General features: G+C 53.4%; 22 protein-coding genes (1 of these 22 cut by a window edge). 8 read left to right on the forward strand and 14 right to left on the reverse strand.

Translation table 11 applies throughout. The features are described 5' to 3' along the window. The 8 genes from ehuD to Q9L42_RS09740 form a co-directional block, all read right to left on the reverse strand. On the reverse strand, positions 1–280 hold the start of the coding sequence (gene ehuD, locus Q9L42_RS09705; protein WP_349432692.1) for an ectoine/hydroxyectoine ABC transporter permease subunit EhuD. It extends 398 nt beyond the left edge of the window; the window shows 280 of its 678 coding nt (coding positions 1–280); its start codon is at positions 278–280; its stop codon lies off the left edge, out of view. Beyond that, on the reverse strand, positions 277–1,020 hold the full coding sequence (gene ehuC / locus Q9L42_RS09710) for an ectoine/hydroxyectoine ABC transporter permease subunit EhuC (RefSeq protein WP_349432693.1): 744 nt from the start codon (positions 1,018–1,020) through the stop codon (positions 277–279). Before ehuC ends, ehuD begins: the two co-directional genes overlap by 4 nt. A gap of 6 nt (positions 1,021–1,026) precedes the next feature. Further along, the gene (gene ehuB / locus Q9L42_RS09715; protein ID WP_305908637.1) at positions 1,027–1,869 is read right to left on the reverse strand and encodes an ectoine/hydroxyectoine ABC transporter substrate-binding protein EhuB; all 843 of its coding nucleotides are present in this window, start codon (positions 1,867–1,869) and stop codon (positions 1,027–1,029) included. Positions 1,870–2,719: 850 nt separating this feature from the next. Further along, positions 2,720–6,385, reverse strand: a complete 3,666-nt coding sequence (locus tag Q9L42_RS09720; protein ID WP_305908635.1) for an FAD-dependent oxidoreductase — start codon at positions 6,383–6,385, stop codon at positions 2,720–2,722. A gap of 13 nt (positions 6,386–6,398) precedes the next feature. After that, positions 6,399–7,031 carry an MlaC/ttg2D family ABC transporter substrate-binding protein gene (locus Q9L42_RS09725; protein ID WP_305908634.1) on the reverse strand — a complete coding sequence of 211 codons (633 nt, stop codon included), beginning with the start codon at positions 7,029–7,031 and terminating at the stop codon, positions 6,399–6,401. Between the two features lie 373 nt (positions 7,032–7,404). Next, positions 7,405–8,271 carry a universal stress protein gene (locus Q9L42_RS09730; protein WP_349432694.1) on the reverse strand — a complete coding sequence of 289 codons (867 nt, stop codon included), beginning with the start codon at positions 8,269–8,271 and terminating at the stop codon, positions 7,405–7,407. Further along, entirely contained in the window at positions 8,271–9,764 is a 1,494-nt protein-coding gene (locus tag Q9L42_RS09735; protein WP_305908631.1) for a SulP family inorganic anion transporter, read from the reverse strand. Before Q9L42_RS09735 ends, Q9L42_RS09730 begins: the two co-directional genes overlap by 1 nt. 452 nt (positions 9,765–10,216) lie before the next feature. Continuing rightward, the gene (locus Q9L42_RS09740) at positions 10,217–10,741 is read right to left on the reverse strand and encodes a hypothetical protein (protein ID WP_305908630.1); all 525 of its coding nucleotides are present in this window, start codon (positions 10,739–10,741) and stop codon (positions 10,217–10,219) included. Positions 10,742–11,277: 536 nt separating this feature from the next. Between Q9L42_RS09740 and Q9L42_RS09745 the strand changes: the two genes are divergently transcribed. Together Q9L42_RS09745 and Q9L42_RS09750 are read left to right on the forward strand one after the other, a co-directional pair. Continuing rightward, positions 11,278–11,646, forward strand: a complete 369-nt coding sequence (locus tag Q9L42_RS09745; RefSeq protein WP_305908629.1) for a group I truncated hemoglobin — start codon at positions 11,278–11,280, stop codon at positions 11,644–11,646. Positions 11,647–11,729: 83 nt separating this feature from the next. Next, positions 11,730–12,719 (forward strand): 2Fe-2S iron-sulfur cluster-binding protein, encoded by a 990-nt coding sequence (locus tag Q9L42_RS09750; RefSeq protein ID WP_349432695.1) that lies wholly within the window; start codon positions 11,730–11,732, stop codon positions 12,717–12,719. Between the two features lie 109 nt (positions 12,720–12,828). On the opposite strand, the gene Q9L42_RS09755 is transcribed toward Q9L42_RS09750, so the two are convergent. Beyond that, positions 12,829–13,374: a hypothetical protein gene (locus Q9L42_RS09755; RefSeq protein WP_349432696.1), complete on the reverse strand. Its 546-nt coding sequence runs from the start codon at positions 13,372–13,374 to the stop codon at positions 12,829–12,831. A 721-nt stretch (positions 13,375–14,095) separates the two neighbouring features. Next, positions 14,096–14,281 carry a hypothetical protein gene (locus Q9L42_RS09760; RefSeq protein WP_305908625.1) on the reverse strand — a complete coding sequence of 62 codons (186 nt, stop codon included), beginning with the start codon at positions 14,279–14,281 and terminating at the stop codon, positions 14,096–14,098. A 203-nt stretch (positions 14,282–14,484) separates the two neighbouring features. Here Q9L42_RS09760 and Q9L42_RS09765 point away from each other — a divergent pair, with 203 nt between their 5' ends. The 6 genes from Q9L42_RS09765 to Q9L42_RS09790 all read left to right on the forward strand — a co-directional run bounded on the left by Q9L42_RS09765 (position 14,485) and on the right by Q9L42_RS09790 (position 19,953). Beyond that, positions 14,485–15,531, forward strand: coding sequence for a methyltransferase domain-containing protein (locus Q9L42_RS09765; RefSeq protein ID WP_305908624.1), 1,047 nt, complete (start codon positions 14,485–14,487; stop codon positions 15,529–15,531). 5 nt (positions 15,532–15,536) lie between these two features. Beyond that, the gene (locus Q9L42_RS09770) at positions 15,537–16,217 is read left to right on the forward strand and encodes a TIGR04283 family arsenosugar biosynthesis glycosyltransferase (protein WP_305908623.1); all 681 of its coding nucleotides are present in this window, start codon (positions 15,537–15,539) and stop codon (positions 16,215–16,217) included. After that, a complete protein-coding gene (locus tag Q9L42_RS09775) occupies positions 16,214–16,888 on the forward strand; it encodes a TIGR04282 family arsenosugar biosynthesis glycosyltransferase (RefSeq protein WP_305908622.1) in 675 nt (224 codons plus the stop codon). Before Q9L42_RS09770 ends, Q9L42_RS09775 begins: the two co-directional genes overlap by 4 nt. 9 nt (positions 16,889–16,897) lie before the next feature. Continuing rightward, a complete protein-coding gene (arsS, locus tag Q9L42_RS09780) occupies positions 16,898–17,851 on the forward strand; it encodes an arsenosugar biosynthesis radical SAM (seleno)protein ArsS (RefSeq protein WP_305908621.1) in 954 nt (317 codons plus the stop codon). Positions 17,852–18,279: 428 nt separating this feature from the next. After that, complete coding sequence (locus Q9L42_RS09785; protein WP_349432698.1) at positions 18,280–19,599, forward strand: sulfite oxidase; 1,320 nt, start codon at positions 18,280–18,282, stop codon at positions 19,597–19,599. A gap of 9 nt (positions 19,600–19,608) precedes the next feature. Further along, on the forward strand, positions 19,609–19,953 hold the full coding sequence (locus tag Q9L42_RS09790; protein ID WP_305908619.1) for a hypothetical protein: 345 nt from the start codon (positions 19,609–19,611) through the stop codon (positions 19,951–19,953). A gap of 25 nt (positions 19,954–19,978) precedes the next feature. On the opposite strand, the gene Q9L42_RS09795 is transcribed toward Q9L42_RS09790, so the two are convergent. The 4 genes from Q9L42_RS09795 to Q9L42_RS09810 are packed head-to-tail and all read right to left on the reverse strand — an operon-like array spanning position 19,979 to position 23,351. Beyond that, complete coding sequence (locus tag Q9L42_RS09795; RefSeq protein WP_305908618.1) at positions 19,979–20,848, reverse strand: phosphate ABC transporter ATP-binding protein; 870 nt, start codon at positions 20,846–20,848, stop codon at positions 19,979–19,981. Continuing rightward, a complete protein-coding gene (pstA, locus tag Q9L42_RS09800) occupies positions 20,845–21,681 on the reverse strand; it encodes a phosphate ABC transporter permease PstA (protein WP_305908617.1) in 837 nt (278 codons plus the stop codon). Before pstA ends, Q9L42_RS09795 begins: the two co-directional genes overlap by 4 nt. Next, on the reverse strand, positions 21,674–22,552 hold the full coding sequence (gene pstC, locus Q9L42_RS09805; protein ID WP_305908616.1) for a phosphate ABC transporter permease subunit PstC: 879 nt from the start codon (positions 22,550–22,552) through the stop codon (positions 21,674–21,676). The genes pstA and pstC overlap by 8 nt, the downstream gene beginning before the upstream one ends. After that, positions 22,509–23,351, reverse strand: coding sequence for a phosphate ABC transporter substrate-binding protein (locus tag Q9L42_RS09810; protein WP_305908615.1), 843 nt, complete (start codon positions 23,349–23,351; stop codon positions 22,509–22,511). Before Q9L42_RS09810 ends, pstC begins: the two co-directional genes overlap by 44 nt. Positions 23,352–23,702 lie beyond the last annotated feature (351 nt).

A 23,702-nucleotide genomic window follows, 5' to 3' on the forward strand; every position in this document is an offset into this window, starting at 1 on the left:
CGGCATGAATAGCGGACAGGTTGAGGCCAAGTTCGGGCCCTACATAATAAAGAAAAAAGATTTGAATCAACAGCGGGGTGGAACGGATGCACTCTATCACCCCCGCCACTATCAGGGAAAGAGGTCGTATATGACTTAACCGTAATAGAGCGAACAACAGCCCCAACAAAGCCGCCAACAGAAAGCTCCACAGAGTGGCCTTAACGGTAATAATCGATGCCTGACCCAAAACAGGTAGAATTTCCCAAGTATACTCCCAATCCCAACGTAGGCCGTTCATAGCGATCTGCCGCGACGAGAGTGGCTACGGCCGACACGGCGTTCCAACCAGCGCATTCCGGCTGTAATAATAAAAGCTAGCCCCAGATAAAAAAGCAAGGTGAGAGAAAAAACTTCCATCGTACGCAGGGTTGATTGATTCAGCTGTTGCGCCTTGAAGCTAAGATCATCCAACGTGATCAGGGAAACCAGTGCGGTAGCCTTTAACAGTTCGATGAAAAGATTGCCCCAGGGCGGAATCATCGCCGGAAAAGCCTGAGGAAGAATAATGCGTCGGAGGGCGGTCATGCGGGACATATTGAGCGCCCCGGCCGCCTCCCACTGACCACGCGGCACCGAAAGAATGGCGCCGCGAATCACCTCGGCTCCATAGGCGCCGATATTCAGTCCCAGGGCTACGATCCCCACCGTATAAGCACTCAACGTCAAACCGAAAAGCGGCAGCACGAAAAAAAGCCAAAACAGTTGAACCAGAGCGGAAGTCCCGCGAAATACTTCCACATACAGTACCGATAACCAACGAATCGGCCGCGGAGCGTACAGCTTCGCCACGGCCGCCGTCAAGCCTAACAGTACTGCCAGCAAAGCGGCGCCGAGAGTAATCAGGACTGTGACCTTGAGCCCCCTCAGCAGCTCTGGCAATAGCGGACGGAGATCCGTGAAAGCGGACAGGACGAGCAACACCGTCACACCGGCAAAGCCAAAAGTGAGCCAGGGTAAGGGTTTGTCCGAGCCGGCCAAAACGGATCAATTCCTACACAGTTGATCGGCGCTTTGATCGGGCAAATTGCCGGCGTCGAACCCGAAGGGGGCAATCAGCTCCAGGTGTTTTTCGGAACCGATAAATTCAGCCAGCGCGTTATTCACGGCATCGCGTAATTCGTCGTCCTCCTTGCGGAACCCGAATGCCCCTTGACTGCGAAAACGCTTGCCCTGATGCGTAAAAACAAACGGTTCGGCGCTTTCGATAGCATCGTCCTTGGCGGCGATCGTCTTCGCGGTCAGCGACGTCAGAGCAGCGGCGGCGGCGCGACCCGACCTGACCGTGGCCACAGCGGAAGCGAAATCGGGAACCACGACCCATTGCATACGTGAAAGTCCGGCGATTTTGGCGTAACGCATTTCCACTGTACCGGCGACTAAAGCCAGTTTCACGTCTTTTTCCGCCGCCTCCACAAAATTGGTCACGCCTTCCGGATTGCCGTTTTTAACGATGAAAGCCTCGTCGATGGCGTAGGTGGGATTTGAGAAGAGAATCTGCTTGCAACGCCTAGGGGTAATATACATGCCTGAGACGATGGCGTCGAAACGGCCCGCTTTGAGTCCGGGGATCAATGTGGCCCATTCGGTCAAAACACCCTCCACTCTGGCCACGCCCAAGCGCTGCATTATCTGTTTGAACACCTCGGGTGATTCGCCGGTAAACCGGCCCGAGGACGTGGCGTAACTAAACGGCGCTTCATTGGCGAAGCCGACTCGAATAACGCCCTGCAAACGCGCCTTTTCCAGCGTCGATTCCGCTAGGCACCATCCGGTGCCGATAAGGAAAGTATTGAGATAAAGCAATAGCCGGAGCAAAAATTGGTGCACAACCCGAACCTCCCTCTTAATTCTGACATTAATGTTTTCACGCTCATGCAATCCAACAGAAGGTCAAATATAATTTAGCGATGAACTTAAGTATGATTCTAAAAGGACAATGAGGCGGACACAAGCCCGCGTTGCACCGATATGATAAAGCGTAATCGCACCTGCATTTTGGAAGACAGCATATTTACCTATTTTGGTCTTTTCAAATTAATTTTATTTGGCTGTAAAGGGGGGCGTACTGAGACCAGGGTTACCTCATTAAATGAATGAGTGGCAAAACAGAATTTAACAACAAATACGCCAGGTGATCCGCTGTGCGTGATTCATCTCACGGATGTGAGTGTGCTGATGCTAGGAAGCGCACCGGTTTTTGATGCGCTTCACGGTGTTCGGCTTATCCTTCGAAGGCAAGGCTACATTGGCATGCGACCGTAGGGTGATTCGCCGCCAGGCAATGCGCCTGGATACCACAATGACCAATTTTGCCTCCGGTGGCGGTTTTTGGCGGCTTGCTTCGCGAAGCCGCCCTACGTTGGCGGATCCGCTGCGCTTGATCCGCCCTACCGGTGCGGGTAGGGTAGGGTGTGCTGACGATAGGAAGCGCACCGGTTTTTGATGCGCTTCACGCTGTTCGACACATCCGAAGGCAAGACGGTGTTTTGCGTAGGAGCGCCGCCCTCGGCGCGAAAAGCAAGTAGTCCGCATCGCTATGCGAAATGCAGGTCAACGAGGTCCTGAACGATTCAACCGTGACTAGAGTAAGTTAAACGTTCGGGGTGGGTTAAATAACCCGCTCCGCCCAGAAGGTATTTTTTTAATGTGGGAGCCCTGAGTACTAGCTCCCATTGAGTTAAACGCGAGTCAATAAATAATCCAGCCATAACGACGACAGCTTTTCCTGCACCGAATTTTGCCGCAATCTGGCTTGCAGGTTGTCGAAATCGACCCGGTCCAGTTCCTGATCCTGGTTGTAACAGGAATATACGAAATAGGGCTCGCCGGTTTCCGGATCTATATGTTTGCACAAGCACTGGGCGCAAACGCCCTTCATCATGCATTGCATCGGCGAGTTGATCGAGCCGATCGCCTCATGATGCTTTTTAAAATAGGGCTTAAGCTCGTCGTAACGGGCTTTTTTGACGGCGGCCATCATCCGGTCCGAGCCGATTACGATGATATGATCGACGTCATCCAGGTGGATCGGAGTGGCGCCTAGTTCGCCGCTGGCATAGGCTTGTAACGCCTCGATGATGTTGCCGACAAAACTCTTGTCCTGCGGCCGGATCGCCGGAATCGGCGTGTTGCCGGGAAGCTTGTCGACTGCCCAGACGATCAAGTCGGAAGCGGCTTCGATTTCTTCGACCTTGAACAGGTCCTCGCGATTTCTGTAGCCGGCGAAATAAATCACCTGATTGCCGGCGGCGCGCAGCGCCTTGCCGATCGAAAACAGCACCGCGTTGCCAAGGCCTCCGCCGATCAACAGCACAGTCTTGCCTGCTGGAATATCGGTCGGCGTGCCGGTGACGCCCATGACCACGATCGGATCGCCGGCTTTCCAGGTCGCGCACAGCCGGGTGGAGCTGCCCATTTCCAGCGCGATCAGCGAAATCAGGCCATTATCCTTGTCCACCCAGGCTCCGGTCAGGGCGACGCCTTCCGAGGCAAGCGCCGTGCCTTCCTCGACCGGCGCCAGCGTTTCGAAATTCTGCACTCGGTAGAATTGGCCTGGCGCGAACTTTTTTGCCGCCATCGGCGCGCGGACGATGACCTCGATGATCGTCGGCGTCAATCGGTTGATCGCGACGATATGGGCGCACAAGGCGTCATCCAATTGATTCTGGAAGCGCTGCAATTGTTTCTCGCGTAGATCATGATCGGCGGGATCCTGTTTGGCCAGTTCGTCGGCGAACAAGTTAACGATATAAGGGTAGCCGTCCTTGGCGCTGGCCATGGCCTTGACCACATTGCCGGCATAGACCGGGTGATTGTCGCCGTAAAAGGAAATATATCTGCCGTTGCGGTGGTATGAGGTAAACGGCGCCGGTTTGCCGATCTTGGGCCAAGTCGTGTCTGCGACTGACGTCAGCTGCGGTTGTTGATCGCGTCCCAGGGGTTCATGACGTTGATAGAATTTACCGTCCATTTCGAAGGTGTCGGGATGTTCCGATTCATAGATGGTGTTGGGCGAGGTGCCGGCGGCGATGAACAGGCTGCGCAGCGGAACTTGCAATTCGTCGCTGTGTTGCCAGCGGCCCTCTACGTTCTCCAATTTTTCGAAACGCACCGCCTGCAAATGACCGTATTGATCCGGGACCGCTTCCAATGGACTCATGCCTTCGGCCAAGCGGATGCCTTCGGTCAGGGCTTCGTGAATTTCCTCGTGATTTTGCCGATAGGCGGGGGATTCCTTGATGCCTTTGCGATAAAACAGCGTCACGCCGCCCCATTGGTTCAGTAACGGTAAAAAATCGGGCGTTTCGCCGGCAGTCTCGGCGCGATTGCGCTCCAATTGAATCAAGCGTCCGTGAGCCAGAAATTCATCGAGAATCTGCCGTTCCTCGTCATCATAGCGGGCCCTAACCGTTTCCTCGCCGTACATGGCTACCAGTTTTTCGTAGCGGTGCAGGATTTTTCCGACCTGTACTGGATAGTAAGCCAACAGCTCGGTTGCGGTGTCGATGGCGGTCAGGCCGCCGCCGATAACGCCGGCCGGCAGTCTGACCTGCAGATTGGACAGCGAAGATTCCTTGGCGGCGCCGGTCAACTGCAAGGCCATCAGAAAATCGGAGGCCTTGCGGATGCCGCGGATCAGATTGTTTTTCAGTCCGATGATGGTGGGTTTGCCGGCGCCGCTGGCGATCGCGATATGATCGAAGCCGATATCCCAAGCCTCGTTGACGGTCAGCGTACCGCCGAAACGCACGCCGCCGTAGCAGCGGAATGCCGAGCGGCGCAGCAGATTCAGATAGATCACTTTTAGAAAGTTTTTGTCCCAGCGCACGGTGATGCCATATTCGGCTACGCCGCCGAAGCCCAGCATCACCCGTTTGTCGAGATCGTCATAGAGCGAATGAAAATCATGGATCGGTTGCGGTAGGGTTTGGCTGTCGCCGGTGAGGTATTTCGGTAAGGGTTCGATCTTGAGTCCGTCGATTCCGACGACGCCGAAGCCTTCATTGAGTAGATAATGCGATAGCGTATAGCCGGCCGGACCCATGCCGGCGACCAAGACGTTTTTGCCGTTATAGGGGAGGGCGTAAGGGCGTTTGCAATTGAGCGGATTCCAGCGGGTCAGCAGGCTGTAGATTTCGAAGCCCCAGGGCATGAACAAGACATCGGTCAACACATTGGTTTCGATTTGCGGGATATTGACCGGCTCCGTTTTCTGGTAGATGCAGCCCTTCATGCAGTCGTTGCAGATGCGGTGTCCGGTGCCGGGACACATCGGGTTATCGATGATGATCAACGCCAACGCGCCGATATTGTCGCCCTGACGCTTGACTAGATGCATTTCGGAAATCTTTTCCTCCAGCGGACAGCCGGACACCGTGACGCCGAGCGGATTGGTCTTGAAGCTGCCGTCCTTTTTGTTACGCATGCCCTTGGAACAGGAGTCGGTGTCGCGGTCGTGGCAGTAGATACAATGATCGACTTCGTACAATACGCGGCGCTCGCCGAAGCGTTTGTCGGTCAGTGCGAAACCATCGCGACGGCGATGCTGAGAAGCTTCGGCCGCCCAGACGCTGTAGCCTTGTTGCGGAATGTCGTCATGTTCAACAAGATGAGCGAAATCGGTTTTTGCCGGAGTTTTGAAGCTGACCCAATCGTCGACCAAGGTCTTTAAGTCGTCGTTGTGTAGAGCGGCGAAACTCCAACGTCGAATGATGTCCAGCAGGCCGGCGACAAATTCATCGGGATCCTGGCAGGCGCATACATCGATTAACAGTTTAGCGGCTTCCGGCGATGTCTTGATTTGCGTCTTGAGCTCTTCAATGTCATTTCTATCGGTTAAACGCAATAATTTTGCAGCCAGTTGACTGATTGTCATTTCCGGGTCTATACGCCAATCGGCGGATTTATGACTGGCCTTAAGCAAGGCCTCGAAGCGACGAATAACACTATCAATGTCCCATTCCTCTATCGATTCGCCCTTGAAATGCTTGGAAAGCCGGGTGACGATTTCCGAGCGATAGACGAAAATGGTCTCGAATTGTTGTCGGGTCCTTTCGATTTGCTCGTTCCTGAGGTTGTCGACATTGAATAAATGAGCGATAAACTTTCCGACTAAAGGCGCCATGTTGACCAGCAATTCCGATATTTGCACCGGGCTCATGCCTGCGCCTTGTTGGTCTCGGTAATGCTGGTATTCAGCGAAAAGCTCGGGGTCGTGCCTTTGCACGGAGCGGTCAAACAGCGTCAGCAGTTCCGACAACCGGCTGGGGTCGTATAAGTCACCGTAGCGATAACCGGGGATGCCCAGTGTTAGCGTCATGGTGGTGTTATCAGACTGCTGCATGATGTTATTCTCCTTAAATTTCTTTTTCGGGGGTGGCTTTACTGTTCTTTTCGACCAGATCTTGAATGACGCTTTCCAACGAACCGCTTTGAGCGATTTTTTGGTTAAAAGACGTGCGATAGGTGGTCACCAAGCTGACGCCGCCGATGATGATGTCATAGACTTTCCACTCGCCGTTTTTACTCAATACCATGCGATAACTGGCGTCGATCGGCTGTTTCCCCGGTTGATGAATCAGCGATTTTACGAGTGTCTTACGATCGCTTTTGTTATCGTGATAAGGGACGAAGGTGATGCTCCAATCTTGGTATTCCAGGAAAGCCCGGGTATAGGTGCGCACCAATAAGGTTTTGAACTCCTTGATGAAGCGCCGTCTTTGCTCCACGGTGCTCTTGCGTATGTTTTTGCCCAGCACCAGCAGCGAGATCCTGGGCATGTCGACGAATTCGGTGACGACGCCATCGACAAATTGCGTCGCCTTGTTAAAGTCATGTTGATAGGCGGGTTGCTGCAGCGTTTGTTTGATTTGATTAGAGCTGTTCTCAATGACCCTTTGCGCTTGGGCGTTATCTTCGGCGGCGTATGTGCTGGCGGAGAGCAGGGTAAAAATGAAAAACACGAACGACAATGTCTGGTTGTTAAGCATGGAAACCTCCAGAAAGAATAAAAAGTTTTGGAATCATATCCTTTGAAAGTTAATTCTTGTCATTTCCGCATACAATACTAATGAGTCGTCCCCGATTGCCTAGCTATGATTATGCGATGCGTAGAGCCATTGTAAACGTAAATGACTTGCTTCGATATTTTTGATTTTTTTGAATCAGCAGTCACTGCTCGCCCCACTTATCGAACGCGGCAGGGCATGTAGGGTGGATAAGCCTGAAGGGCGCATCCCCCAAAGATGATGCCGACCCGGTGGATGCGCTCCGCTTATCCACCCTGTCTTAACCTTTTGCAAAAGATGATTCTTTTATCCCGAACCGAGATTAAGATAACGCCGGTTAAGCAGGCTATTGCGTTTAGCGCAGCAATAGCAGTGGCTTGATGCTATGGGTCAACATTTTTACCGTGAAACTGCCCAGCAGCAGGTCGTGGATGCGAGTATGGCTGAACGCGCCCATGATCGTCAGGTCGATATCATGAGCCGTCTGGTATTCGCACAAGGCCTGTTCCGGCTTGCCTTTCAGTTTCTTGGCGATCACCTTGAGATCGTCGGCTCGACTCAGCTTGTTCGCGGCATTATCAAGCAGTTGGCCCTTGCCGTCGTCCTTGGTGACGCAGACCAGATGGCAGGTCAGGCCTTTGTAGAGCGGACTGTCGGCCACCATATCCAGGGCTTTTTCCGCCGCTTCGCTGCCGTCGTAGGCGATCATGATGCGCTCGGGGGGCTTGAAATCGGCATTGACCACCAATATCGGTTTATGCAGCGAGCGAATGATCGATTCCAGTTTGGCGCCTATTTCGCTGGTTTTATTTTCGTGTATCTTGCCGCGCACGCCGATCACCAGCACGCGGATGTCGTTTTCCAGTTCGATCAGCGCTTCGACCAGGCTGCCGTGGCGCTGGTTGCACAGTGGCTCGGCGATGCCGGCCTGCCGGACCCGGTCCTTGGCGGTTTGCAGTAATTGTTTGCCTTGTTGCAAACGCAGCTTGATGCGCTCCTGGTCCAGCCGGGTGATGTCCTCTAGTAAATGATCGCGGCTGTCTACGCCGATGTTGCCGGACAGGTCGGTCATCGCAGCGGTTTCGGGATGGTGATCGATGGTATGCAGTAGTTTTAAAGGCGCATCGACGCGCCCGGCGATCCAGGCGGCGTAATCACAAACCGAGCCGGTCAGGCTGGAGCCGTCGATACCGGCCAGGACGATGTTGTTATCGGTGCTCATTAATGGCCTCCCATGATTTTTTCAATTTCTTCCGGTTTATCGTGCACACCGAAACGGTCGACGATGGTGGTGGTGGCTTCGTTCATGCCGATTAGTTCGACGTCGGCGCCTTCGCGACGGAATTTGATGACGACCTTATCGAGCGCGGAGACCGAACTGATGTCCCAAAAATGCGCGCGGTGTAAGTCTATCACGACTTTTTCCACCGCTTCCTTAAAATCGAAAGACGCGGTGAACTTGTCCGCCGAATTGAAGAACACCTGGCCGATGACGTTATAGGTGCGAGTGCTGGTCTCGGCATCCAATGTCGACTCGACGTACATGAAATGACTGATCTTATTAGCGAAGAACAATGAGGCCAGCAGCACGCCGACGAACACACCGAGCGCCAAATTATGCGACCAGACGACCACGACGACGGTCGCCAGCATCACGATGTTGGTGGATTTGGGGTGCTCTTTTAAATCGACGATGGAGCGCCAGCTGAAGGTGCCGATAGAGACCATGATCATCACCGCCACCAGCGCGGCCATCGGAATCATCGATATCCATTCGTCCAAAAACACCACCATGATCAACAATAAGATGCCGGCGATTAACGTCGATAAACGGCCGCGGCCGCCGGACTTGATGTTGATCACCGATTGCCCGATCATCGCGCAACCGGCCATGCCGCCGAGCAGGCCGGCGCCGATGTTGGCCAGGCCCTGGCCCTTGCATTCGCGGTTCTTGTCGCTCTGGGTATCGGTCAAATCATCAATGATGGTGGCGGTCATCAGCGATTCCAGCAAGCCCACCACGGCCAGCGGTAATGAATAAGGCAGGATGATTTGCAGAGTTTCCCAATTCAATGGCACCTCGGGCCACAAAAACACCGGCAACGTATCGGGCAATTGGCCCATGTCGCCGACGGTGCGGATGTCCAGGTTCAGCCAGACGGCGATGACCGTCAATGCGGCGATGCAGATCAGCGGCGACGGCAGGGTTTTGCCGATGACCGGAAGATAGGGAAACAGGTAGATGATCGCCAGACCGCCCGCGGTCATTGCATAGACATGCCAGGTCACGTTCGTCAGTTCCGGCAGTTGGGCCATGAAAATCAGAATCGCCAGGGCGTTGACGAAGCCGGTGACCACCGAACGAGACACGAAACTCATCAGCTGGCCGAGTTTCAGATAACCGGCGATGATTTGCAAGACGCCGGTCAACAGTGTCGCCGCTAGCAGGTACTGCAGGCCGTGATCCTTGACCAGGGTCACCATCAGCAAGGCCATCGCGCCGGTGGCGGCCGAGATCATGCCGGGCCGGCCGCCGACCACGGCGGTGATCACCGCAATGCAAAACGAGGCGTAGAGTCCGACCTTGGGATCGACGCCGGCGATGATGGAAAAAGCGATGGCCTCGGGTATCAGCGCCAGGGCGACGACGGTGCCGGCCAGCACATCACCGCGGATATTGCCGAGCCAGTCCTGTTTTTTCGATAAAATGAGCATGGTAGTCCTACATACTAAAGTGATTGACGTGACGGCCATCTCCGGCCGGTGGGATACGAGTCTGTTTGAGGTGAATTGAGGGGGGTTAAGGCGGCGTATAAGGAGCGATCATAATATGTTCCCTGTAGATTAATAAAAGTGATTGATGATTCGGGTATTTGCTAAGCATGTGCAAAGTTATGCCTGGATATTCCACAAAGGCGGCCTTGGTCTTCGAAATAAGTATTCAGAACCCATGTATGAGGATTAATAGGGATCATATTTTCCAGGTAGTGTTTGCGCCTGAATGTTTTTTTTGAAAAAACGGACTTCGAATCTTGAACAAAATCGCTCAAGTAGGGCCTGCAGTGGCATTCGTTACGTTTGTTCCTGCTTCTCCGCTAAATATCCGCTTTTAGGGTTTTGATGGCTCAATCGATTAAAAAGCCGCTAAAAACCGGGATACTTAGTCGTCACAGCGTCAACCAAAAAAGCATTAAGGAAAAACCGGCGACGTAGGCTGACGTCAATTTGATTTGTTGAGCCTTGGTCAATGAACGCCAATAAGCTATTTTGTGATTTTTATAGTGCAACCAAGCATCTGTAAAGCGTTTTTGCAGACGTCTAGGCAGCGCCGGCCAGCTGCGCGCAAGGCGATAAGACAGATAGATAGCGCCCAGCAGCAAGGCGTTGATCATGATGATTTCGCTTTCGTGATGGCTGGTGTGAAATAAGTGTTCTAGCGCGATCTCGACGGAAAGTTCGATGACTTCGAGAAAAACATGGATCAGTTCGAACGCGACATGCAAGCTTTCCAGTAGAAAATCGGAAATGTCTTCGAAAAAAAGCAGAATAAAAAACAGTAAGGCAAAGCGGCGGCCGACTCTGGCGAGCATTTGCAGATCGCTTTCAGGACCAGGGTTATGCGGTTTTCTGGAAGTTAGTCGTTTTATCGACAGGCGTAATTGATCAAGCAAGTCCGCTAGGGTGATAGCCATGGTTTTGTATAAAACAAATCTCTTTTAGATCAATTCTGCGCCTGGTGCTTTTATCCATGAGTATAGCTAATGGCGCCGGATTGCTTAAACGCTACATTGGATAGGGGATAATCGATTGGAAATATCTTTACAATTATATATTAAACATCAGTATCTTGTCAGCCGATAAATTTTACCCCAGCAATTCTCATCAGTTTGAGCATTTTAGTGATGTTTAGGGCCTTGGGGTTGTGTTTGCCCGCCGACATCCTCGCCAAACACAACCCAAGCCCTCTTTGCTATCCAAATTGAGAATTGATCTGTATTAGTGTCGACTAGATCTGACGCATCTCGTTAGAAAATAGAATTGAATCGATAGCTTATTATTCGAACATTTGAAACATATATATTGCAAAAGTAAAGTATCGACCCTATACTGAGTGGGCGTATTTAAAAATGGCTATATATAAACCATAGGTTACCTGAAACAGCCGGCGGTAAGTTAATAGCCATTTATTTAAATGCCAATTCACACTAGTAACAACGGGAGTAAGTCAATGACTGAATCACTTTATGACCAACTTGGCGGTGAAGCAGCGGTTAATGCAGCGGTCGACATTTTTTATCGGCGGGTGCTGAATGATCATCGCATCAATCGTTTTTTCGACAATGTCGACATGGAGCAACAGGCGGCAAAGCAGAAAGCCTTTTTGACGATGGCGTTCGGAGGTCCCAATGATTATACCGGCGCCGATATGCGTCAGGCCCATGCTAAACTGGTCAACAACGGATTGGACGACAGCCATTTCGATGCCGTGATGGAGCATTTGACCGGTACTCTGGAAGAGCTGAATGTCCCTCAAAACCTGATCGATCAAGTCGCGGCGATTGCTGAAAGCACACGGGATGACGTGTTAGGTCGTTAACAATCTTTATCGCGCCTTAAATAAACGGGTTGGGTTAAGCCGCGCTAACTCAACCTACACGGCGCAAGCACTCTATATAATCAATGATGACAGTCACGAAAATCAAAATTGACGAACAAACCCTATTGTGCCAGGTCGGTGAACCTTTACTGGATGCATTGCTGCGCGAAAATATCGATGTGAGTCATGGCTGTCGCCAAGGCGCTTGTCAAAGCTGTATGTTAAGAAGTTTAAAAGGCAAACCGCCCGCCGAAGCGCAACATGGCTTGAAAGATGGCTTGAAGCAACAAAATTATTTTCTCGCCTGTCTGTGTTATCCGGAGCAGGATATGGAGATCGCTTACACCCACCACAGAGACTATGTTACTCACGCCACGGTGAAAGCGAAACAAATGCTCAATCCGGAAATCATGCAATTGGTCATCGAAACCGATGAAGAGCTGGATTATTACGCCGGCCAATTCGTCAACCTGAAACGCGACGACGGCCTGACCCGCAGTTATTCGATCTCCAATCACCGCATGCATGGACGGCAATTGAGTTTTCATGTCAGGCGCCTGATGGGCGGACAATTCAGTGAATGGGCGCATCAGGAATTGCAAATCGGGGACCGTCTGGCGGTATCCGAACCTCAGGGGCTGTGTTATTACCAGAGCGGCCAGCCGCAGCAAAACTTGCTGTTGATCGGAACGGGCAGCGGCCTGGCGCCGCTGGCGGGGATCATCAGCGAAGCGTTACATGACGGCCATCGGGGAGAGATTCATTTGTATCACGGCAGCAGCGATATGAACGGCCTGTATTGGTCGGAGGAGATGCGTTCTCTGCAGCAGCGGTATCAAAATTTTCATTATACGCCCTGTATATCACGAGGCGAGCCGCCAGCAGGCATCGCAAAAGGACGGGCGCATGAGATTGCTTTCAAGGACTGTTCGGCGCTGAAAGGCTGGCGCGTATTCTTATGCGGGCATCCCGACATGGTGTCCTCGAGCAAGCGTCAGGCTTTTTTAGCGGGCGCTTCGATGGCCGATATATATGCCGATGCCTTCCATGTGGCTTCCAGCTCCGTGGATTAAAGAACATCGATATATTCAATAACCTGAGTTCGGGTTAAGGAAGCCGCCTGTATCAGGTCGCGCTTCCGGAAGACGCCGTTCACCCAGCACCTAAATAAACGAAGATGATTTATCGCATGCGACCGTAGGGTGGATTCGCCGCCAGGCAATCCGCCTGGATGCGCACAACGGCCAATTTGGCTCCCGGTGCGGTTTTTGGCGGCTTGTTTCGCGAAGCCGCCCTACGATGCGGTAGGGTGTGCTGACGATAGGAAGCGCACCGGTTTTTGATGCGCTTCACGCTGTTCGACACATCCGAAGTCAAGGCTACATTGGCATCGCAACCGTAGGGTGGATTCGCCGTCAGGCAATCCGCCTGGATACGCACAACGGCCAATTTGGCTCCCGGTGCGGTTTTTGGCGGCTTGTTTCGCGAAGCCGCCCTACGATGCGGTAGGGTGTGCTGACGATAGGAAGCGCACCGGTTTTTGATGCGCTTCACGCTGTTCGACACATCCGAAGTCAAGGCTACATTGGCATCGCAACCGTAGGGTGGATTCGCCGCCAGGCAATCCGCCTGGATGCGCACAACGGCCAATTTGGCTCCCGGTGCGGTTTTTGGCGGCTTGCTTCGCGAAGCCGCTCTACGTTGGCGGATCCGCTGCGCTTGATCCACCTCACGGATGTGAGTAGGGTGTGCTGACGATAGGAAGCGCACCGGTTTTTGATGCGCTTCACGCTGTTCAGCACATCCGAAGTCAAGGCTACATTGGCATCGCAACCGTAGGGTGGATTCGCCGTCAGGCAATCCGCCTGGATGCGCACAACGGCCAATTTGGCTCCCGGTGCGGTTTTTGGCGGCTTGCTTCGCGAAGCCGCCCTACGGGTTATATCGCAACCGGTGGATTCGCCGCCAGGCGTAGGGTGTGCATTTTATGCACCGAAAACACTTAACGAGATTCAAAAATGGTGCATGCAATGCATCCTACGCGAATTTGTGTGGCCCAAGACCGAATATCTTCGCCGTCAGGCAATCCGCCTGGATGCGCACAACGGCCAATTTTGTACCCGGCTCGAGGTTTGGTGGCTTGCTTCGCGAAGCCACCCTACGCGAAGCCGCCTTACAATGGCGGATCCGCTGCGCTTGATCCACCTCACGGATGTGAGTAGGGTGTGCTGACGATAGGAAGCGCACCTTGTTTCGATGCGCTTCACGCTGTTCGACACATCCGAAGTCAAGGCTACATTGGCATCGCAACCGTAGGGTGGATTCGCCGCCAGGCAATCCGCCTGGATACGCACAACGGCCAATTTTGTACCCGGCTCGAGGTTTGGTGGCTTGGTGGCTTGCTTCGCGAAGCCACCCTACGCGAAGCCGCCTTACAATGGCGGATCCGCTACGCTTGATCCACCCTACGATGCGGTAGGGTGTGCTGACGATAGGAAGCGCACCGGATTTTTATGCGCTTCACGCCGTTCAGCACATCCGAAGGCAAGACGATGCTTTGCGTAGGAGCGCCGCCCTCGGCGCGAAAAGAGCCATTCGGCCCGAGGGCGGGCCTCCTACGGGCAGACTTTTCCATGGTTTGACGCCATAGAGAGCGCTTTAAGTTCAAGGCATAGCCTTCTCCAAATTATTGTAAACTTGAGATTCCAGAGCATCGCGATGAAAAAATTGATTATTTTTGTAAGTTAAGCTGAAATTTTACGACCCATCGGTTAATGCGTTTTACACTCTTTATCGACACATGCGAGAGTGTGTCTTATTTCATTATTTGGAGCTCATATGACGGATACCGCCATCAGTGAATCTGTAAAAAATTATTATGGTGAGGTGCTGAAATCCAATCAGGATTTGAAAACCAGCGCCTGTTGTACGTTGGATGCGATGCCTTGGCATTTGCGCCCGTTTCTGACCGATCTGCATCCGGAAGTGGTTTCCCGTTTCTACGGTTGCGGTTCGCCGTTGCCGCCGGCCTTGGAAGGTCAAACGGTACTGGACTTGGGCTGCGGCTCCGGCCGCGATTGCTATCTGTTGTCGCGCCTGGTCGGTGAATCGGGTCGGGTGATCGGCGTCGACATGACGGAAGAACAGCTTGCCGTCGCCAAAAAACATTGCGACTGGCACGCCGAGCGCTATGGTTATGCGCGCTCCAATGTCGAATTTGTCCATGGTCAGATCGAAAATCTGGCCAGCGCCGGCATCGATGATAATTCCATCGATGTGGTCGTGTCTAATTGCGTGATCAACCTGTCGCCGGATAAACGCCAGGTGCTGACGGAAATCTTCCGGGTGCTGAAACCCGGTGGCGAACTGTACTTTTCCGATGTCTACGCCGATCGGCGTATTTCTGAGGCGTTGAAATTGGATCCGGTGCTGTTGGGCGAATGTCTGGGCGGCGCGCTTTATTGGGAAGATTTCCGCCGCATCATGCAAGAGCTGGGTTGTCCAGATGTGCGCGTCGTCAAGGAAAATCCGATCAGCTTGGACGATCCGGAAGTGGCGGCCAAAATCGGCATGGTCAATTTTCGCTCGGTCACGGTCAGGGCCTTTAAGATGCCGTTGGAAGACCGCTGCGAGGACTTCGGCCAAGTCGCCATCTACAAAGGCACAATCGCCGAACATCCGCATGGCTTCGATTTGGACGATCATCATCACTTCGAAACAGGCCGGCCGCTACGCGTTTGCGGTAACACCGCCGATATGCTGGGCTCCAGTCGATACGCCGAACATTTTGAACTGATCGGCGACAAATCCACGCATTTCGGCTTGTTCGACTGCGCGCCGCCCAATACCAGTCGTTCGCTGGATTCCGGCGCCGCTTGCTGCTGAGTGCGATGACGAACTTTAGTAAGCTCAGCATCGTCGTGCCGGTCGGACCCGATGATCAAGTCTGGCCTCAGTTGTTGAACGAATTGGCGGTATTCGGCAGCGAAGCGGAAATCATACTATCCGCCTGTCAGCCGCGGTCCGCCGATAGTGATCTGCCGAACAATGCAAACTGGCTTTGCGGAGTGCCGGGCAGGGCGCATCAGCTCAATGCCGGCGCAAAGCAAGCGACGCGTGAGCTGGTCTGGTTCGTTCATGCCGATACCCGCCTTAGCGAAGACGTCGTCACAGCGGTAGGGGATTTCATCGCCAAAGGCGGGCAAATCCTGGGCTATTTCAGGCTGAGGTTTGCCGGCGACGGCCCTTGCTTGACCCGCTTGAACGCCGCTGCGGCCAATCTGCGCTCGCGTTTTTTCGGTCTGCCGTTTGGCGATCAGGGCTTCATAATCCGGAAAACGCTGTTCGAACAGTTGCAGGGCTTTGATCAGGCCGTTAGCTTGGGTGAAGATCTGGATTTTGCCGTACGCGTTAAAGCCGCCGGTTTTTCACTGCGCGAACTGCCGGCCGTACTGGTGACCAGCGCCCGGCGCTATCAGCAGCAGGGCTGGCTGGCGACGACGGTGCGCCATATCTGTCTGACCTGGCAATTGAACCGACAGGCCAAACAGCGTTTGGAGAGCGTGCGATGAACGGCGCGCTTGCCATCTTCGTCAAAACGCCGGGATGTTCACCGGTCAAGACGCGCCTGGCCGCTGAACTGGGGACAGAAGTGGCGGAATCCTTTCATTTGATGGCGTCGCGGGCCGTGACCGAGGTTGCGCAGGCCGCAGGCAAGCATAGCGCTTTGCAGTGTTATTACGCCGTGGCCGAGCAAGAGGCGCTGGATCATGCTTATTGGCAAGCCTTGCCTTGCTTGTGGCAGGGAGAGGGCGGTTTGGGTGAACGCATGGCTCATATTTATCAAACCTTGTTGCACCAGCATGATTTCGTCATGCTGGTGGGCGCCGATATCCCGCAGATGACTGCCTCGGAACTGCAGTCGGCTGCTGCATGGCTGACGGATCATGAACAGGCGCGTATGGCGTTCGGCCCCAGCGCCGACGGCGGTTTCTGGTTATTCGGAGGCAACTGCGCCGTTCCTTTAAAGATCTGGACGGAGGTCACTTACAGTGTTTCCGATACCGGCGTCCAATTCCATAATCGAATCGAAAAGCTGGGTCAGGTTCATCGCTTTGCGACTTTGATCGATGTCGATGAAGCGGAAGACCTGAGCGCCTTACGCCAGACTTTGTCGGCATGTTCCGAACCGTTGCCGGCGCAATTGGCGCTGAGCCGTTACTTGCAGTCTATCTCATCTTAAATAAAACTTATGCGCGACGTAAAACCTTTACTACTGAACACGGACTTCCCGAAAATTCAGCGCGGACGCTTGCAGACCCTGCAGATGAATCTCGGCTATCTCTGCAATTTGAGCTGCACACATTGCCATGTCAATGCCGGGCCGAAACGCACCGAATTGATGACGCGGGACACGATGCGTAACGCCTTGCAATTCGCCGAACGTTATCATCTGGAAATCCTCGATGTGACCGGCGGTTCGCCGGAAATGAATCCCGATTTCCGCTGGCTGGTTAAACAGGCGAAACAGCAGGGCTTGCGCGTTATGGATCGCTGTAATCCGACCATCTTGGTCGAGCCGGGCTATCAAGATACCGCCGAATTTTTGGCCGAGCAGCAGGTCGAGGTGATCGCCTCCTTGCCCTGTTATTTGGAAGACAATGTCGATGCCCAACGCGGCAAGGGGGTGTTCAAGGCCTCGATCGACGGACTACAGAAGCTTAATGCCTTGGGTTACGGACGTCCCGACAGCGGTCTGGTTTTGAACCTGGTGTTCAATCCGCAAGGGATTTCCTTGCCGCCGCCGCAACAGCAGTTGGAGCAGGCCTACCGGCAATTTTTACAAGGCCATTTCGAATTGCAATTTAACAATCTTTTCACGATCACCAACATGCCGATACAACGTTTCGGCGCGGTGTTGTTGGCGAAAGGCCAATTCGAAGAGTATATGACGGTGCTGAAACAAGCTTATCGGCCTGAGAATCTGGAACAGGTCATGTGCCGCAGCTTGCTGAGCGTGGATTGGCAGGGATATGTCTATGATTGCGATTTTAACCAAATGCTGGAATTGCCGTTGATGGGCCGCCGCACCCATCTGCATGAATTGCTGGAACGGATGCCGGATGGGTTGCCGGTTGTCGTCGGCGAGCATTGCTACGGTTGCACGGCCGGACAAGGTTCGAGCTGCACCGGTGTATTGTCCTGATTATTTTCGTGCCAGTCTCTTAACAGTTAACGGCGTCGCTGTTCAGCGAGAAACTGAACCCTCTATAGGCAGATGATTTGGGATTAATGATCTGCCGACCCCTCAGTGGTCAGTGCGCTAATAGTAACCTGAGTTCGGGTTAAGAAACTCGCCAGTATCAGGTAGCGCTTCCAGAACAAAAATCGGCCATGCCGCGCACACTTCTTCCAGAGCGACCCGGTGGATGCGCTCCGCTTATCCACCCTACGAATGGGGGGTAGTTACATTGAATTACTTCACGCTTTTGGTGTCCTTTTAAATATTGCCGCAACAAGAAATAAAAAATCAGGGATTAGCGCATCTGTTCGTCCGCTATGACCAATATGGCATTGGTGAGTCATACGCGTTTTTTATTTTGTGCGGAGGTGTCGGACTTGATGAGGTGACTGATGAGACATAAAAAAAAATGCGTTGGCATTCATGAGCTTTATTCCAAGAGCCCCGAAAAAGCCGATTTTTTGCTCTGGGGCAGAGAAATCAACCCGTCTAGCCGGCGAGGTTTTTTGAAAAAAAGCGGATTGCTGGCCTTGACCGGTTTTCTCGGCTCGCAAATACCTTTCGCGGATAACATGCCCGGCGGTTTGATTCCCGCCGCCTTGGCCAATAGCGACGAACCCTTCAGAATTCCCGGTAAACATCCTGAACTGATTGTTTTGAACGACCGGCCCGTCAATGCGGAAACGCCTCCTCATCTACTTGACGATCCCATTACGCCGGCCGAACGGTTATTTATTCGCAATAACGGCCTACCTCCCGAAAACATTGCTGTTGGCGCCTGGTTGCTCGAAATCGGCGGCGAATCGGCTTCCTCGACACAACAGTTTAGCCTCGAAGATTTAAAAAACACTTTTTCGCCTTATACCTACCAACTGTTGGTCGAATGCGGTGGAAACGGCCGAAATGAATTCTATCCGCCGGCGAGGGGGAATCAATGGACCCTGGGAGCGGTTGGATGCCCTGAATGGACCGGTGTTCGTCTGAGGGATGTATTGAGGGCGGTAGGAATTAAGGACGATGCGGTCTATATCGGATACTATGGCCGCGATACGCACTTAAGCGGAGACCCGAGAAAAAGACCGATTTCACGTGGCGTACCCATTGCCAAGGCTATGGAGAAAGAAACCTTGATTGCCTGGGCGATGAATGGACAGGATATTCCGCTGATGAATGGCTATCCATTGCGGTTAGTCTGCGGCGGTTGGCCGGGGTCCACTTCAGGGAAATGGTTGGAAAAAATTGTGATCAGAAACAAAGTGCATGACGGCCCTAAAATGACTGGATTTTCTTATCGTGTTCCTTGTCGCCCGGTTGCGCCGGGGAGTGAGATTGCCGTCGAGGACATGTGCATCATCGAATCCATGCCGGTCAAGTCGTTGATTACCTATCCCCGCAGTGGCGCGATGATCAACGAAGGCGAGAAGCTGAAGGTGAGAGGACATGCCTGGGCCGGTGACCTGGTCGTACAAGCGATGGATATTTCATACGATTTTGGCGTCACATGGCAATCCTGTAAATTGCAGCCGCCAAGAAATAGGACGGCCTGGCAGCATTGGAACGTCGAAATCGATTTTCCTGGCAAAGGATATTATGAAGTCTGGGCCAGAGCCACGGATAGCGCCGGTAAGATGCAGCCGATGGTGGTGCCCGGCTGGAATCCGAAAGGCTATTTAAACAATGCCTGCCATCGGATAGCGGTGAAAGTGGTTTAAGGAATGGGAATGAAAGTTTTTGCAAGCCTAATGATTCTGCTTACTTTATGGACGCCGTATCGCGTACAGGCGCAACAAACTTTGGATGCCGAGACAGGGCTCATCGTCGATGAGGGCATCGAGTTGATCAAGACATATTGTCTGGCTTGTCATTCGGCGAAACTTATAGTCCAAAATCGGGCTACGCTGGAAGGCTGGCGAGAGGCGATCCGTTGGATGCAGGATCAAGGGCTGCAGAAATTTAAACCGGAAACGGAAGCACGGATATTGAAGTATTTAAGTGAAAACTATTCACCGGATAAACAAGGACGACGTTCCCCCTTGATTATCGAAAACTGGTATAGGCTGAACTGAGGAGATCGCAATGCAATCATTGCAGTTAGCCTCTATTTCCACTGACATAAGCCTTCGTCAGCCCATGAATCGGCGATTCGAATATTTGCTGGCAGCGACCGAACTCGATCAGGCAGCCGCCATGCTCCTGGACCCAGAAAAAACCGGCATAATTGGCGATGCGCCGGGCCTGGGCCAGATTATGGGTGACGATCACGACGGTATAGCGTCCTCGCAAGGATTGAATCAGATCTTCGACCACCGCGGAAGAAATGGGATCCAGCGCGCTGCAGGGTTCATCCATTAACAACACCTTGGGTCGCAACGCCAGTGCCCGGGCGATACACAGTCGTTGTTGTTGCCCCCCGGACAAGGCTTGCGCCGGGGCATCGAGACGATCCTTGACTTCATCCCATAGGCCGACGTCCTGCAATACCTGCTGTATTCTGTCGTTTAATTCGTCTTGTTTGCGCATGCCGTGTTCACGCAGCGGCAGTTCGATATTACGGCGTATCGATAACGGAAAGGGCGTCGGTTTTTGAAAAATCATGCCGATATCACGGCGTAAATGCTGTATATCAACAGCCGGGTCGAATAAATCGCACTCGTTAAAACGGACATTGCCGCTCACATGACAGTCCGGAATCATATCGGTCAAACGATTCAAGACCGAGAGAAAACTGGTCTTCCCGCATCCGGAAGGGCCGATCAACGCGGTAATGCAGCCCTTGTAAATTTGTAGCGAAACTTTCTCCAGCGCCGGTTTGTTGCCGTAGCGTAGGGACAGGTCTTCGATGCTGAGCAACGGTTCGGGATCGCAGCAAGGCGGGCCGGCCTGTAACGGTCCCAATGTATAGGCGCTGGGATCGTTGCCGGATTCGCCATCAGCTTCGCGGTTAATGAAAAAAGAATTCATGAGGTCACAATTCTCCTGTGCAGCCAGCGCTGAGTCAAACTCATCGCCATCGCGTTAAGGCTTAATAAGATAAGGATCAACACCAGCGCCGCGGCATGGGCATTGGCGTCACCGCCGGCAACATTCATCGACAGGTCGTAGATATGCACCGACAGCGCTCGGCCGGAGTCGGACAGTGAGCTTGGCATCCGGTCGACATAGCCGCTGGTGAAAATCAGCGCCGCGGTCTCGGCGCCGGCCCGGCCGATGGCGAGCATCAAACCGGCTGCGAGCGCCGGGCTGGCGCTGGGCAGCAGCAAATGCCACAGCGTCGCGGCGCGGCTCATGCCCAATGCCGCGGCGGAAAGCCGGTAATCGTCGGGGGCGGCGCGCAAACCCTCCATCGTCGTGCGGATCAGAATGGGCAAGGCCATGCAGGCCAGTGTCAGTCCGCCGGACAGAATCGAAAAGCCCAGGCCTAGATAAATACAGAAAAAAGCATTGCCGAACAGGCCGAAGACGATTGACGGAATGCTCGCCAATACATCCAGGCTACGTTCGATGAAACGGTCAAAGAAACGCTGGGAGCGGGTGAATTCGGTCAGCAGCACGGCGGTCGCCAAGCCTAACGGCGCAGCGGCCGCGATCGCGACCAGCAAAATCAACCCAGTAGCCACGATAATCGGGGCAATGCCGCCGGCGCGCCCGGCATCTTGCGGCGCTTCGAGCAGATATGACCAGGAAAGCCGGGGCAGCCCTTGCAATATAATATCGCTCAGCAAGCACAGAAAGATTGTCCCGATTAAAATCGGCGTCAGCCAGATCAACACGCTGGCCAAGCCGTTCTTAGTCATGTGCGCTCTTCCATTTAAACAATTCAGCTGCGCCGACCAACGCCAACACCATTAGCATCAGCGCCAACCCCGAGGCGAACAAGGCCGCACGGTGATCCCCCATCGCATAGGCCATCTCCAGGGCGATGTTGGCGGTCAGCGTGCGCACCGAATCGAACAGACTGTGTGGATGTTGCACGACATTGCCGGCCACCATCAGCACCGCCATCGTTTCACCCATGGCGCGGCCAGCCGCCAGCATGCTTCCGGAGGCGATGCCGGCCCTGGCGGCTGGCAAGGCCACGCCGCTGATCATCCCCCAACGCGATAAACCCAGCGCGGCGGCGCCCCGATAATGGCTGACCGGTAAAGCGGCCAACGCGGCATCGACCGTTAAGGCCACCGTCGGCAGTATCATCAAGGCCAGAATCAAGATAGCGGTCAGCAAGCTAACGCCGGGAGGATGCAGGCGTGCGACCCACGGCGCAACGGTAGTCAATCCCCAAAATCCGTACACCACCGAAGGAATGCCGGCCAGCAATTCGATCAGTCGGCGATACCAGGCCGCCAGCGTCGGCGGGGCATAGAAACGGCTGAACAATGCCGAGGCAATACCCAGCGGCAGCGCCAGCAAGAGTGCGCCCGCTGTCGAAAACAGCGTCGCCGACAGCATCGGCGTCAGGTTATATAAGCCTTGCACCGGATGCCAGGAGCGGTCGGTGAAGAATCGCGACAGCTGCAGATGGTCCAGCAGCGGTCGGGATTCATCGATCAGAAACAGCATGATTAATAACACGACCGCCGCCGAAACCAGCGCGCAGAGACGCAGCAGCGCCGCCAGTTTCTTGTCAGGGCGCGACAGGGACAAAGTATTGCGCTGCGATGATGTCATTGACCTGTTCCGAGCGGGCGAATTCGATAAATGTCTTGATCATGCCTGAAGGCTCGTTCTTAGTTACCAGATTCAACGGTCTGGACAACGGAAAAGTCCGATTGCGCAGGTTTTTGACCGAGGCCGCGATATTTTGCAACGGCAGCAGTTTGATCGATACGCCGTGGCTGGCTTCGTATTCGGCGGAGCCTACCGAAACATAGCCGATGGCATCGGGATTGCCGGCAACGGTTTTAATGCCTTGTTGATTATCGCCGATCACTACATGTGGTTTCACCTGTGTGTTTTGCAAGCCGAAATGGTGTAGAAACAACTCCAGTGTCGAATGTCCCTCGGCCTTGTTGACGACGGTAATAGGCCTATCGTTTCCGCCCACGGCCTTCCAGTTTGTGATCTCGCCGGTGTAAATGTCGATGATTTGTTGTTGCGTGAGCGACGTGACCGGATTGGCCTCGTTAACGATGATGCTGATGCCGTCCAACGCAATGGTGTAACTGTGCAAATCCGCTTCGCTGTCTTTTAGCGCCCTTGAGGCCATGCCGATATCGGCTAGTCCGGCTCGGGCGTCGTTGACGCCGCGCGATGAGCCGCCGGTCTGCACATCGACCCGCACATTGGGATTTAACGATTCGAAACGTTTGCCGATTTCCGCGGCTAACGGCGCCACCGTGCTGGAACCGGTTAAAATCAATTTTTCAATGTCGGCTTCATTATCAAAATGTATGCCTTCTATTTTTAAATAACTCCAGGCCGTAATGATCATTATTAATGTCAGTACAACTAAAATCAATTTCTTCACGGTTATCTCCAAGATATCGAATGTGTTTTAGAATAGGGGCGGTAAAGGTAACGAGTCGCTGTTTTGTATAAACATTACGCCGTGTTTGGCGCTTTGCTTAATTCTCAATAGATGATTCGCTTAAGTATCCGTTCACTCGCGCTAAGTGAAGACAAAAAGCGGATTAAGGAGCGAAATCGGCTGCGATTTTCTGGATTAGGTTGTTCAGCGCTCGATGCTTTTTCGAGTTTATTTCGCTGAGAGGCTGCCGACGTTTCAGATTCGGCATCAAGCAATCTTTCCGCCTTAAGCTTCTGGTTGCGTTCATAACAGGCCGAAGCGTTACGCAACATCCGGGCGTAGTCTTGATAA

Source organism: Methylomarinum sp. Ch1-1 (assembly GCF_030717995.2).
GTDB lineage: Bacteria > Pseudomonadota > Gammaproteobacteria > Methylococcales > Methylomonadaceae > Methylomarinum > Methylomarinum roseum.

Coding starts and splice junctions, on each gene's coding strand:
- Q9L42_RS09720 (WP_305908635.1), bottom strand. CDS start 6,385: ATGCAGCAGTCTGATAACACCACCATGACGCTAACACTGGGCATCCCC.
- Q9L42_RS09725 (WP_305908634.1), bottom strand. CDS start 7,031: ATGCTTAACAACCAGACATTGTCGTTCGTGTTTTTCATTTTTACCCTG.
- Q9L42_RS09730 (WP_349432694.1), bottom strand. CDS start 8,271: ATGAGCACCGATAACAACATCGTCCTGGCCGGTATCGACGGCTCCAGC.
- Q9L42_RS09735 (WP_305908631.1), bottom strand. CDS start 9,764: ATGCTCATTTTATCGAAAAAACAGGACTGGCTCGGCAATATCCGCGGT.
- Q9L42_RS09740 (WP_305908630.1), bottom strand. CDS start 10,741: ATGGCTATCACCCTAGCGGACTTGCTTGATCAATTACGCCTGTCGATA.
- Q9L42_RS09745 (WP_305908629.1), top strand. CDS start 11,278: ATGACTGAATCACTTTATGACCAACTTGGCGGTGAAGCAGCGGTTAAT.
- Q9L42_RS09750 (WP_349432695.1), top strand. CDS start 11,730: ATGATGACAGTCACGAAAATCAAAATTGACGAACAAACCCTATTGTGC.
- Q9L42_RS09760 (WP_305908625.1), bottom strand. CDS start 14,281: ATGGAAAAGTCTGCCCGTAGGAGGCCCGCCCTCGGGCCGAATGGCTCT.
- Q9L42_RS09765 (WP_305908624.1), top strand. CDS start 14,485: ATGACGGATACCGCCATCAGTGAATCTGTAAAAAATTATTATGGTGAG.
- Q9L42_RS09770 (WP_305908623.1), top strand. CDS start 15,537: ATGACGAACTTTAGTAAGCTCAGCATCGTCGTGCCGGTCGGACCCGAT.
- Q9L42_RS09775 (WP_305908622.1), top strand. CDS start 16,214: ATGAACGGCGCGCTTGCCATCTTCGTCAAAACGCCGGGATGTTCACCG.
- arsS (WP_305908621.1), top strand. CDS start 16,898: ATGCGCGACGTAAAACCTTTACTACTGAACACGGACTTCCCGAAAATT.
- Q9L42_RS09785 (WP_349432698.1), top strand. CDS start 18,280: ATGAGACATAAAAAAAAATGCGTTGGCATTCATGAGCTTTATTCCAAG.
- Q9L42_RS09790 (WP_305908619.1), top strand. CDS start 19,609: ATGAAAGTTTTTGCAAGCCTAATGATTCTGCTTACTTTATGGACGCCG.
- Q9L42_RS09795 (WP_305908618.1), bottom strand. CDS start 20,848: ATGAATTCTTTTTTCATTAACCGCGAAGCTGATGGCGAATCCGGCAAC.
- pstA (WP_305908617.1), bottom strand. CDS start 21,681: ATGACTAAGAACGGCTTGGCCAGCGTGTTGATCTGGCTGACGCCGATT.
- pstC (WP_305908616.1), bottom strand. CDS start 22,552: ATGACATCATCGCAGCGCAATACTTTGTCCCTGTCGCGCCCTGACAAG.